Source organism: Bradyrhizobium sp. BRP56 (assembly GCF_020194035.1).
Classification (GTDB): domain Bacteria; phylum Pseudomonadota; class Alphaproteobacteria; order Rhizobiales; family Xanthobacteraceae; genus Bradyrhizobium; species Bradyrhizobium australafricanum.
The window spans coordinates 89,097-100,990 of the sequence record NZ_JADYVV010000017.1 but is presented as its reverse complement, the minus strand read 5'-3'; the positions used below and the strand labels follow the sequence as shown (position 1 = coordinate 100,990).

Below are 11,894 nucleotides of genomic sequence, written 5' to 3'. Positions count from 1 at the left end.
AACTCGCCCGGATCTACGAGAACGGCCATGGCGCACCGAGCGTCAACAGACCGCCCACGTCGCCACAACCATCGCGTCCTGATGCAGATCATTGCGATGCTTGGCGAGTGAACGGGCAGTGCAGCGAGACATCCCGGTCTCGCCGCACCGGTTGCCTCGGGGAGCCGCCGATCATTTCTCGTTCTTGAAGAGAACGTCGATGGCCTGGATCACCTTGAGTTCCGGGTGGGCCTTGCAATACACAATGACTTCGTGCTCGCCAGATTTGGTCCGCGTAATATGGGCAAAATGCTTCTTCGCGAGGCCGTTGTACCAGCCGCTGTACCAAATCGCGAGAAAGTCGGCGTCCTCCTGATAAGTGTTGGCGAGTTGCGCGCAGGTCAAAGCCTGAACATCAATGAACCCTTTCGAGTCCATGTAGGTCGAGAGCGGGACCTGGGCATGAACAGAAGCAATCGAGATGACGAGCGCGCCAAGGCTGAGCCCAATCTGGTTCACGAAGGATTTGCGTTTCACGATCTAGTCTCCTCTTGATTTTGGTTCGCCACCCAAGCCAGCGAACACTTTGAACAAACCGATCATTTCTGTGATGGGTCGGCCGTTGCGCTCGCCGGAGCGGGCGAACGAAGCGTCTCGTAGGAGATGTAGTACTTGTAGATCTTGCCGACGTACTGAACCGTCTCCTGCCCGACGATCGCGGCCGCGCCGTTCTCGACATTGTCGAACCAGACGGTCGAGTCGAAGCCGTGCTTGCTCGCATAGTCCCGGAAACGCTTCAGGCTTCCCGGGCCTGCATTGTAAGCCGCCAGGGCCATGAACACGCGCTCGCGCGGATCTGTGACCGAAGCGTCGACATAGGTATCCGCCAGGTAGCGCAGGTATTTGGAGCCAGCCTGGATATTGGTGTCGGCACTGGCCGCGACGCCGGTGATCTCGATCGGCTTCTCCTTCGCGGTACTGGGCTTTATCTGCATGATGCCGGTGGCGCCGGAGGCATTGTGGCAGGCCTGGTCGAGCTCTGACTCCTGATAGCCCTGTGCAGCGAGCAGAACGGGGTCGATGGAGTATTGCACCCCGTACTTCTCGAACGATCCGCGCAGCGCCCTGAACTTCTCCGCCTCGGCGTGCGCGAGGGCGTTCTTCAGCGGCTTCGCCGTCTTGAAATAGCGTGCACGCAGGTCGTTGCCGAATTCAGTTCCGATCTTGTGGGTACTGACGAATTCAGCGAGCTCCTTCCTGAGCGCCGGACTGTCCTTGCGGATCGCCCAGGCGATGTCGCCGCCTTCGTTGACCGCAATATCGTCGCGCACTGTCAGCCCATTCAAGAGGCCCGCCCACGCCTGCGCCTTGAAGCGGTCGACGACGGCCCAAGGCAACAGACCGGTGCTCACCATCTCCAGCAAGTCCTCGTCCTCGAGGTTCTTGTCGGCTGGCTTAACGACGATGCGTTCCAGCCCCTTGGCTGCCCGGTCCGCATTGAGCGCGTTCAGGTGCTCGAAATAGCTGCTGGCTTCCCGGACGAAAATCGTCTTTCCACCGAGCTCGTTCAGCGAGCCGATGCTCGGCGCCGCAGATCCCGTCACGAGCACTTCGCGAACGCCGGATGCCCAAGGATCGGCGAAGTCGACCAGCTTGCTCCGATCCGGCGTGACCGTGAGCAGGCCGGCGGCGATATCGCCCTTCCCGGCGATCAAGTCACCCAGCAGTCTGTCGCGCCTGGTGGGGACGAAGCCGACATAGATCCTCTGCTTCTTCTTGCCGTACCGCTTGTTCAGCCAGCCCTCGAACTCGATGCCGAGCTCGGCTTCGAAGCCGAGTGTCTCGCCCTTGTCGATGAAGAACGATGTCCTGTCGGTCGGCACGAGAATGCGCACGAGTTTGCGCTTCAGCATGCCATCGAAGTCGCCCTCCCAGACCTTCAGGGACGGCAGCGCCAGGACCTGTGGATCGGCCCTGGCTGATTTTTCTGCCACGACGACGGCGGCGGCGGTTGCGAAGGCCATGGCGAATAACCTGGGACTTGCGTAGGTCGATGAAAAAATCATTGATCCAACCCAATCAATTGAAACGTGCCGCTGAAATCTGCCTGGACGTTACCTCTCTTCGTGAACGATGTATTGTAATTATGCCGCAACCTGGGCTCGCAGATGTCGACGCGCGAGCCCAGGCACTCTGATCAGCGCCGCCGGCCACCTCCATGGAATCCGCCCCCTCCCCGGAAACCGCCACCTCCGCGGAAACCGCCCACGCGGCCGCCTCCGTGGAAGCCGCCGGCCCGCATGCCGCCGCGCATCGCAGCCGGCCGGCCGGCTGCGTGAACACGCCCGCTGACGCGCGAGCGCGTGACGCTCCTGTGCGAGATCGCCGCGCGATTGCCGGCACCCGTGCGCGCACGCGTGACACTCCTGCTGCTGGTGCGGCGCGATACCGAGGCACCGCGATTGCCGGCGCGTTGCGAGACCGCGGTCCTGGCGCGGCCTGCACCCGCATTCGAGACCCTGCCGCCGGGACCACCGGTGCGATTGCGCAGCGCCTCGCGCGCGGCGGGGGTATTGCCGCTGCCGAACCGCCTCGCCACGCCGGCATCGCGATAGGCAACTCCGCCGCGATGCGCCGGATTGTGGGCCCAATTGGTGTTTCTGATGTTGGTGCGGTTGAACTGGTTATAGCGGTTGACGTTGACGTAGACGTTGCGGCCCCACCAGTTGCAGCCGCCCCAGATCGCAGCACCGACAGCCACGCTGGCGGTGAAGCCGATCACGCCCGCGGCGACATAGCCCGGCGGAGACCAATAGAACGGCTGGTAGTCGGGATAATCCCAGGCCCCGTAGACGACACCGGGATCGTAGACCGGGACGTAATACTGGTCGGGATCGACCGGCTCGATCGAGATCGCCTGCTGCATGCCGGAGGGCGCGGTCACACCGGCGGGAGGCGCGCTCTTTATCACCTTCTGCTGCGGCGTCGACTTGAGATTGCCCGCGGCCTCCGCGCGCTGGCGCAGGGTCTGCACGGCGCTCATCACGTCCTGCTCCTGCGCGAGGAAAGCATCGCCAAGCTGCTGGGTCCAGTCGAGCTTGTCGTTCATCATCTGAAGAACCTGCGGCACCGCCGCGAGGGCCTTGACGCTCGGATCCCATGATTGCTTCTGCATGGCGTCTTCGAGCGCCTTGCCGGTGACGGTCTTGTTGTCTTGCGACCAGCGCGCCGCCTCGACGACCTCCAACGGATAGGTCGACGCCATCAGGATCTGCGACAGCAGCGCGTCCGGGTATAGCGCGATCGGCGCGACCAGTTGCTCGATCTGTCCGTTCGGAAGCTTGCTGGCTGTCGGGGCCGGCGCCGGCGCGGCAGCCTGGTCCTGTGCTGGCTTCTGGTCTGCGGGTGCCTGCGCGTATGCCGGGCCCCCGAGCATCAGGCCAACCGCCAGCGCCGCGCCCGCGAAGGTAAGCCGGCGCATTCCCGGAAGAAGTTTTGTCATGATGGCTCCTCGTTCTTCGTCTCGCTTGCATCACCGGCGGCGCTGGCGTGCTCCGCGGCGCCGGGCGTCAGCGATGCCTACGCAATCGTTCGGCCTCTATTCAAAACGGAACATGCGTTTCCAGTCGTCTTTCATGCTGACCACGATCCAGCCATTGGAGTTCGCCGCGTCGAGCGCCTTGTCGAGTTTGCCGAATGAGGACTTCCGATCGTATGCATACTCTCGTTCGGCATCGGTGTGATGCACGATCAGGCCAAAGCGTTTCCCCGGTGATTGCGTCGTCCATTGCAGCATCTGGAAGTCGCCGTCCGAATTGCCGAAGGCCGCGATCGGCCGGCGGCCGATATGCGAGTTGATGCCGACCGGCTTGCCGGGTCCGTCGTCGACGAGATCGATCGCAGGCAGGCGGATCAATTCCGGCGCGCCTTGATTGATCTTGAACTGTGTCTTGATGCTCGATCCCACGACCTGCTCGGGCGGGATGCCATAGACCCGCTCGCTCCATGGCCGCATGAACTCGATGCCGCCGCCCGAGACGATGAAGGTCTTGAAGCCATTGGCCCGCAGATAGGCGAGCAGTTCCAGCATCGGCTGGTAGACGAGGTCGGTATAGGGCCGGTTGAACTTCGGATGACGTGCCGACTTGATCCAGTCGCCGGCGATCTGCGCGAACTCGGCCGTTGTCATGCCGGCATGGGTCGCCATGACCAGCTCGACCAGGCCCTTCTCGCCGCCCTTGGCCAGCGCAGCCATGTCGTTGTCGAGTACCGCCCTGAACGGCTGCTTCCGCTTCCATTCCGGATGCTGGCCCGCCAGCGCCCTCACCCGGTCCAGCGCAAATGCAAGCTGCACATACATCGGCTGCTCGCACCAGAGCGTGCCGTCATTGTCGAATGTCGCGATGCGCTCCGGCACCGGCACGAAATCCGGTGTTCCTTCACGCGTCACCGCGGCGACGAAGTCAAGGATCGACTGCTTCGACCGGCCTTCATTCCAGGAAGGAAGAGGATCACTCTGCGCGCGTGCGATACCGCCGGAGACCGACAGCGTGGCCGCCGACACCAGCAGACCGGCCAGGATCGTACGGCGGTCAACCAAGCTTCCGTTCACGAATCTCCGTCCTCCACGTCAGCCGTTCAGAGAGGAACGACCCCCGAGAGTGGGGGCCGCTCCATTTGCATCGATCAGTTGCCTGTCGGCAAGCCGATCTGGAAGCCGTCCTTGGCGAGTTGATCCCTGAAGAACGCGAAGCGCTCATACTGTTGGATGGTGATCGGTCCCGCGTAGGTCTCGCTCTGAATCTTCCGTGGCGGATACTTCACGTAGGTCTGCATCAGATCCTTGATCGCGGCATTGATGGAAACCAAGGACCAGGTGTGCTCCGTGTAGTTGTTCATGAAGATGTCGTACCGCTCCTGGGGGTCCTGCCAGAGATCGAAGACCTGCGGAACGGTCGCCACGTAGGACTCCGGTCCCTTCCAGCCGAGGTTGCTGTCGACCGCCAGACCGCCGGTCTTTGCGCCGTTGTCGCCCCGCAGATTGAATACCGCCTTGTAATTGCCGACACGGGCTGCGCCGGGCGAGAGCTCGGATTCCGTGAAATAGAACCAGTTCTTGCGCTCGGGCTTCCCGGTTCCGAACAGGATCGGCGACATGTCGATACTGTCGAAGATGATAGGCTTACCCTCGCGATCGTTCTCCGGCAGCTTCACGCCCGCGAGCTTTGCGAAGGTTGCCATGTAATCGAGGCCGCCGACGATGTCGGAATTCTTCGTGCCGGCCTTGATGCCTGGGCCCCATGCAAGGGACGGGACGCGGTTGCCGCCCTCGCGAACCGTGCCCTTGGTGCCGCGGAACGGTGTGTAGCCGGCGTCCGGATAGACGTCCTGCCAGGCGCCGTTGTCCGTCGTCCAGAATACATAGGTGTTCTTGTCGAGGCCGAGGGACCGCACCTTGTCCATGATACGGCCGATCCGCGTGTCGTTCTCGACCACGGAGTCGGCGAACTTGCTCTTGGACATCGACTTGCCCTGGAATTCGGGCGCCGGCATGTTGGGCTGGTGCACCTTCATGAAGTTGATGCTCATGAAGAACGGGCCCGATGACTTGTTGCGGTCCAGATACTCAAGCGAGGCCTTCTCGACGTAGTCGTCGAAGAAGGGAATACCGACGACGCCCTTGTCCGGCGTGTTGACGTACTGGCCGTTGATCTTGAAATCCTCCTTCGCCGGCTGCCCGGCATTTCCGGAAAGGGCGCCTTTGGTGACCTTCTCGAACATCGCCCGGAGTTCGGGGTCCATGTCGGGAACCAGGTCGGATCGGCGTAGGTGTAGGCATTGAGATGATAAAGGCCGGCATACTTCATCTCGTCGTAGCCTTGCGCGTTCGGCAACGCATAGTCGGCCTCGCCGAGGTGCCATTTGCCCGTGAAGAACGTTTTGTAACCGCCGGTCTTCAAAACCGAGGCAAGCGTCCATTCCGCCGCCGGCATGCCGCCGCCCTGGCCCTGGAACGCGACGGTCGTCATGCCGCTGCGATTTGGAATCCGGCCGGTTTGCACCGCGGCACGTCCAGGCGTGCAGCTCGGCTGCGCGTAGAAGGACATGAACTGCATTCCTTCATTCGCGAGGCGATCGATGTTCGGGGTGGGCATGCCGCGATTTTCGCCGCCGCCATAGGGCCCGGAGTCACCATAACCAAAATCATCCGACAGGATCAGGATGATGTTCGGCTTTGCGCCACCGGCCGCGCTCGAGGGTTGCGTGGTCCCTTGCGCCTGGGCGGTCTGGATGGGCGCCATCGCCGAGAACGCGGCGATGGTAGCGAGCGAACTCGAGGCCGCGAGCAGATTGCGGCGGCTGAAGATCTCTGTTGTTTTCTTCTCAGTCATCACTTTCTCCCTGAACGTGTAATGCAGCGAAATCCGAGATGGCTGGTCGACGTATCGATCGGCTCGGCATGGCGCGCCGCCGGTCGATAGCGCCGGCAATAGTTCGGCGCGCAGAGATGCGAGCCGCCCTTGATCACCTTGCGCGGTATCCTGCTGAGCGGCAGCGACGGATCGTGGCTGTCATGCTCGCAGCCGCCCCGCGGGTTCTGGGGAATGCAGCAGGCCTTCTTTGCATCGGCGCGGTGTTTCGGAGCCCACCAGTCGCTGGTCCACTCCCAGACATTGCCGATCATGTCGAACACGCCATAGCCGTTCGGCGGATAGGTCATCACGGGCGAAGTGCGCGCATGGCCGTCCTCGCACCGGTTCTCGAACGGAAAGTGACCTTGCCACGTATTGGCTTGATGCACGCCGCCCGGCACGAACTCATCGCCCCAGGCATATTCAGCACCATCGAGGCCGCCGCGCGCAGCAAACTCCCACTCTGCTTCCGTCGGCAGATCCTTGCCGGCCCATCGCGCATAGGCGAGTGCGTCAGCATGGGTGACGTGCACCACGGGATGGTCGTCCAGCGACTTGATGTTGCTTTTCGGACCGTAAGGATGCCGCCAATTCGCGCCCTTGAGCAGCGTCCACCATTGGCTGTAGTCGCGCAGATCGACCGGATAATCCGGAGGCGTGAAGACCAGCGATCCGGTGAAGAGCATATGCGGGAGCGCATCCGGATAGTCCTTGGGATCCGGAGCGACCTCGGCGAAGGTGACGTGGCCCGTGGCACGCACGAACTGCTTGAATTGCCGGTTCGTCACCGGCGTGCGGTCGATCCAGAACCCGTCGACGCTCACCATGTGGGACGGCGCTTCTTCCGGATAATGCCGATCCGATCCCATGCGAAACGTGCCGCCGGGAATGAAGACGCTGTCTGACGCGCCGGTTTCGTCCACGCTCGCGACCGGTCTCTCGGCAATATTCAAGAAGGTTGCCTCCAGTTACTCGTTCTGGCGATCTCTTGCCGCAACACTGCGCCGGCGGCCCCTCGACAGGCTTCGAAGGGCCGCACCACCGCGGTCACGGCGTCACGATGTTGAACCAGAACTCGAAGTCGTCGAGCGCAGCCACGATTGAATTCAGCTTGGCCCGATCACCATCGACTTTCACCGCACCCGACGAGATCGCGTCATCGAGCTTGGTCTGCTGAAGGATGATCTTGTTCAAGGTATCCCTTGACAGGGTCAGGGTCGCATCGGCGTTCTTCGATTTCATGTTGGCAGTGTGGTTGAGGACGCCGTTTTCCAGCTCGACGAAATAGTTGCCGTCCTGGCCGAAATCGAAGTTCAGCTTTGCCTTGGCATTGCCAGCCTTTTCGCTGTTCAGGCGGACGCCGAGATAGTCGAAGAACAAGTCCGCCGACATTGCGCGCACCGTATCGGGGCTCGCCGTATTGGGCGTCGGCAGCTTGGCCACGCCGTTGCGCAGCTCCTGGGCGCCGGTCAGGTAAAAATTGCGCCATGGTCCGGATTCGGCCTGGTAGCCGAGCTGCTCGAGTGCGTCGGCCTCGAGGTTTTTGGCGCTCTGGTTGTTGGGATCGGCAAACACGACGTGATGCACGACCTGCGCAACCCAGCGATACTCGCCCTTGTCGTAGGCGGCCTTGGCCTTCTTCAAGACCTCGTCGGCTCCGCCCATGAACTCGACATACTTCTTGCTTCCTTCAACGGGGGGCAGTTCGTGCAGGGTCGCCGGATTACCGTCGAACCAGCCGAGGTAGAGAACATAGGTCGCAGCGACGTCGTGATAGACGGAGCCGTAATAGCCGCGGTTCGCCCAGACATTGGCGAGGCTGTCCGGCATCTTGAAGCCGTCGGCAATCTCGCGCATCGTCATGCCCTGATTGACCATGCGCAAGGTCTGGTCGTTGATATAGCGATAAAGGTCGCGCTGGCTCTTCAAGAGGCCTGTCACCTTATCGTTGCCCCAGGTCGGCCAGTGATGCTGGGCGAAGACCACTTCGACCTTGTCGCCCCACATTGTCAGGGATTGATTGAGGTACTTCGACCAGGGAAGCGGCTCTCGGATCTTGGCGCCGCGCAGTGAATAAGTGTTGTGCAGCGTGTGGGTCGCGTCCTCAGCGGACTCCATCGCTTTCTTCTCTTCGATGAACCACATCATTTCGGCAGGAGCCTCCGAGCCAGGCGCCATCAGGAACTCGTAGGTCAGGCCGTCGATTTTCTCCTTCTGACCCGTTTCCTTGATGATGTTGGTCGGCGCAATGAGCGTCACCGTGCCTGCGGACGTCGTCGTGCCGAGACCCGCGCCAACTTGACCCTTTGGATCGGCCTTCAGCAGATTGCCGTACATATAGCTTGCACGCCGGCTCATCGCCGTGCCGGCCATGACGTTCTCCGCCACCGCGGCTTCCAGAAATCCCTCCGGCGCATAGATCTTGACCTTGCCCGCTTCGACATCGTCTTCGCTGGTGACTCCTCGTACGCCGCCGTAGTGATCGACATGGCTGTGCGTGTAGATGACAGCCTTGACCGGCTTCTTCGGGCGCTTGGAGTAGTACAGGTCCAGCGCCACCTTTGCCGTCTCCGCCGACACAAGGGGATCGACGATCGTGATGCCCTCGCTGCCCTCGATGATCGTCATGTTCGACAGGTCCTGATTGCGGACCTGATAGATTCCGTCCGTAACCTCGAACAGGCCGGAGATATTGATCAGGCGCGATTGCCGCCACAGGCTGGGATTGACGGTATCGGGGGCCGTCGCGTCCTTGATGAAACCGTATTGCTGCGGATTCCAGATTGCGTTGCCTGTGCTTCCCTTGATCAACTCGGACGGCAGTGGAGCCAGGAAGCCTTTGTTCGCGGCATCGAAGTCGGAATTGTCGCCGAAGGGCAGCTGCTTCAGCAAAGCCGAGTTTGCCTGCTTTGTCGGCTCTGTAGCATCCTTGCGCAGGTCCTGTGTCTGAGCGATCGCAGCATGCATTATGCACCCGGCCAAGACGCCAGATACCGAAAGCTTGACGAAAATCGTGCCGTTCATACCCTACTCCCGTTAGGCCTCCTGTAACGAACCCGGTTCGGAGGCAATTTGAGTTCGCAATTCGCGGCCACTTTGAATGTCTGAACCGAATGCCCCCTCGATCACGGCCGGTTCAGATGAACCAGGGCCTCGGCTTCCAGTTCGGCAACCAGCCGTTCGTAGTCCGCGGCCTTCCGACTTCCTTCGCGGTCTCCTTGCTTTGCCGCTTGTTGCCAACGACGAAGCGCTTTCACAGCTTCGTCATAATCTGCGCAAATGGCTCTAAACTGCGCGTCGCGATTGAAGCAGCGCCGAATTTCGAATTCGCGCTGCGGAAAGCGGGTCACAATCGCGCGCAACTCCTCCATGACGAACTCGCTTGTGGCCAACGTGACCTTTGCTGCTGGTTCATCGGGGCTTCAAGGTACGAACATGTTCGTACACGGCGCGACGCTCGTTGAGCGCGCTGTCTCAGGCGCGACGGCTTCAAGGCCGATGCGACCAGCTGTCGCTGCAGTCGGGAACTCGTTGTTCTGATGATTGAAAGCTGTCGCGTCAGCGCCGGCTGCTTGCCTCGCTTACGAGTTGCAACATGTACTGGGAAGGCCTACCGTCGATCGACGATTGGGGTTGCCGGTTGATGCCTGATGTACCCTTCGCTCACGATGCCGTCAGCGGCTCATCCGAGGTCCCGCGTCGTGATGATTCCGCGGTGCCGCCGGCTCATGTAGCGAAAGAGCTGGACCGCATCCTCTCGAGTCCGCATTTCCAGGCGAGCGAACGGCGGCAAGCTTTCCTGCGTTTCATTGTCGACGAGACGCTTGCAGGCCGCGCTGAAAGCCTGAAGGGCTACACAATTACCTTGGCCGTGTTTCGGCGCGACCATTCTTTCGACCCCCAGGCTGACCCTGTCGTTCGTCTTGAAGCTCGACGATTGCGCCGCGACCTCGATAGCTACTACGTGGATTCGGGCCGGGATGATCCGGTACGCATCACAATTCCAAAAGGCTCCTATGTGCCCCATTTTGAGTGGCACAAAATGCATATTGCCGACGCTCCATCTCGCGAACCTGCCCCTGAACTGCACGATCATTCGACAACTGCTGCTGCTGCTACACGTGCGAACTGGACGACCAAACTCGGCATCAGGCGCTATGCGCCCGTCGCTGCCGTGCTGGCAGCCGGCATGGTGGCTTGGATATGGCTTGCAGCAAGAGCGCCTCCGTCCCCAACGACGCCACGCGAACCCGCGGTCCTGGTGATGCCATTCGAGCCGCTAACTTCCGGGGAGAACGCGCGGCTCTTCGCCATCGGCATGGGACAGGAACTGACCAGCAACCTGTTTCGATTCGGAGGTTTCCGGCTCTACACGTCGCCCCCGAATGCGCTCTCCGCAAAAGGCGACGAAGCGCCCCAACCTGGTCGTCCTCTCGGTGCTTCCTATATCGTCCGCGGAAGCGTTCAAACGAGCGCCGAAGAAGTGCAAGTCACAACGACCGTCCTCAATGCCGAGAACGACGAGATCGTATGGATGCGGACATATGCTCGACCGTTCGATCCTCAGTCGCTCATGAATGTCCAGCGCGAGCTCGCAAGCGAAATCGCAACCGTCGTCGGCCAATCCTACGGCGTGGTTAGAAACGACATTCGCGCGGCCCCACCGAGGAATATGGAAAGCTATCTCTGCGTCCTGCGCGCTCAGGCCTATCGCAGCACGTTCCGGCGCGTCGACTTCGATCCGGCCATGCAGTGTCTTCAGCAAACCGTTCAGCGGGATCCGCAGTATAGCGATTCATGGGCCATGCTTGGATGGCTGCATCTCGACGCCGGACGGTTGGGCTATTCAGCCGACGGCAATCCGCAAACGGAGTATGACAAGGCCCTTGACGCAACGTCGCGCGCCATCGCCCTGCAGCCGAACAGTCCTTTGGGGCTAAAGGCTCTGGCTGCGGCCTACCATTTCACGGGACGTTACGCCGATAGTGATCGGATCAGCCATCTGGCGATCGATCTCAACCCCAACGATCCCGACATACTTGCCCAATTCGGCTGGCGTCTTGCCATCCGCGGGAACTTCTCGGAAGGCGTGCCGATGCTCAAACGCGCCGTCGAGCGCACGATGCATCCCCCGGGCTGGTATTTTCATTTTGTTGCAGTCGACCTTTATTTGAAGGGTGAATACAAGCAAATGCTCGATGTTGCCGAGACGGCATCGTTGCGCGATTCCGGATTCAGCCAACTATTGATTGCGATAGCGAATACAGAGCTGGGGCGCCGCGATGCGACCCAAACGGCCTTGAAAGGAATGTCGCGGTACAAAGCGTTGGCCGATGATCCGGCCGGCTTCTTGCACCGCAACGGAGCCGCAGATCAGGTTGTCGACGCTCTCATGGCCGGATTGCGCAAAGCCAAGGCTCTCGCCGCAAGCTGACGTTCCCTGCAGTTTCGGCGCCGCTCAGCCGGCATCTTCAGCTTTCGACGGCCATGCCGCCGTCGCTG

9 protein-coding genes and 1 pseudogene are annotated in these 11,894 nt (G+C 61.2%); 2 read left to right on the top strand and 8 right to left on the bottom strand.

Annotated elements, in window-relative coordinates; translation table 11 throughout:
* Positions 1-171: 171 nt before the first annotated feature.
* The 5 genes and pseudogenes from I6F38_RS14770 to I6F38_RS14750 form a co-directional block, all read right to left on the bottom strand.
* Positions 172-489 carry an HdeA/HdeB family chaperone gene (locus I6F38_RS14770; protein ID WP_283805964.1) on the bottom strand — a complete coding sequence of 106 codons (318 nt, stop codon included), beginning with the start codon at positions 487-489 and terminating at the stop codon, positions 172-174.
* An 89-nt stretch (positions 490-578) separates the two neighbouring features.
* The gene (locus I6F38_RS14765; protein ID WP_225160850.1) at positions 579-2,003 is read right to left on the bottom strand and encodes a lytic transglycosylase F; all 1,425 of its coding nucleotides are present in this window, start codon (positions 2,001-2,003) and stop codon (positions 579-581) included.
* 173 nt (positions 2,004-2,176) lie between these two features.
* Positions 2,177-3,481, bottom strand: a complete 1,305-nt coding sequence (locus tag I6F38_RS14760) for a DUF3300 domain-containing protein (RefSeq protein ID WP_225160849.1) — start codon at positions 3,479-3,481, stop codon at positions 2,177-2,179.
* A 96-nt stretch (positions 3,482-3,577) separates the two neighbouring features.
* Positions 3,578-4,591, bottom strand: coding sequence for an HAD family hydrolase (locus I6F38_RS14755; protein WP_225160848.1), 1,014 nt, complete (start codon positions 4,589-4,591; stop codon positions 3,578-3,580).
* Between the two features lie 74 nt (positions 4,592-4,665).
* A pseudogene (locus tag I6F38_RS14750) lies at positions 4,666-6,281 on the bottom strand (arylsulfatase).
* Between I6F38_RS14750 and I6F38_RS14745 the strand changes: the two are divergent.
* Entirely contained in the window at positions 6,202-6,393 is a 192-nt protein-coding gene (locus tag I6F38_RS14745; RefSeq protein ID WP_225160874.1) for a hypothetical protein, read from the top strand. The pseudogene I6F38_RS14750 and the gene I6F38_RS14745 sit on opposite strands and share 80 nt — an antisense overlap.
* Here the strand turns inward: I6F38_RS14745 and I6F38_RS14740 are convergent.
* The 3 genes from I6F38_RS14740 to I6F38_RS14730 all read right to left on the bottom strand — a co-directional run bounded on the left by I6F38_RS14740 (position 6,371) and on the right by I6F38_RS14730 (position 9,763).
* Positions 6,371-7,345: a formylglycine-generating enzyme family protein gene (locus I6F38_RS14740; RefSeq protein ID WP_225160847.1), complete on the bottom strand. Its 975-nt coding sequence runs from the start codon at positions 7,343-7,345 to the stop codon at positions 6,371-6,373. The genes I6F38_RS14745 and I6F38_RS14740 overlap by 23 nt on opposite strands.
* Before the next feature lie 94 nt (positions 7,346-7,439).
* Complete coding sequence (locus tag I6F38_RS14735) at positions 7,440-9,284, bottom strand: alkyl sulfatase dimerization domain-containing protein (RefSeq protein ID WP_225160846.1); 1,845 nt, start codon at positions 9,282-9,284, stop codon at positions 7,440-7,442.
* 233 nt (positions 9,285-9,517) lie between these two features.
* A complete protein-coding gene (locus I6F38_RS14730; RefSeq protein ID WP_225160845.1) occupies positions 9,518-9,763 on the bottom strand; it encodes a hypothetical protein in 246 nt (81 codons plus the stop codon).
* A 224-nt stretch (positions 9,764-9,987) separates the two neighbouring features.
* Here I6F38_RS14730 and I6F38_RS14725 point away from each other — a divergent pair, with 224 nt between their 5' ends.
* Positions 9,988-11,826 carry a hypothetical protein gene (locus I6F38_RS14725; RefSeq protein WP_225160844.1) on the top strand — a complete coding sequence of 613 codons (1,839 nt, stop codon included), beginning with the start codon at positions 9,988-9,990 and terminating at the stop codon, positions 11,824-11,826.
* Positions 11,827-11,894: the final 68 nt, after the last annotated feature.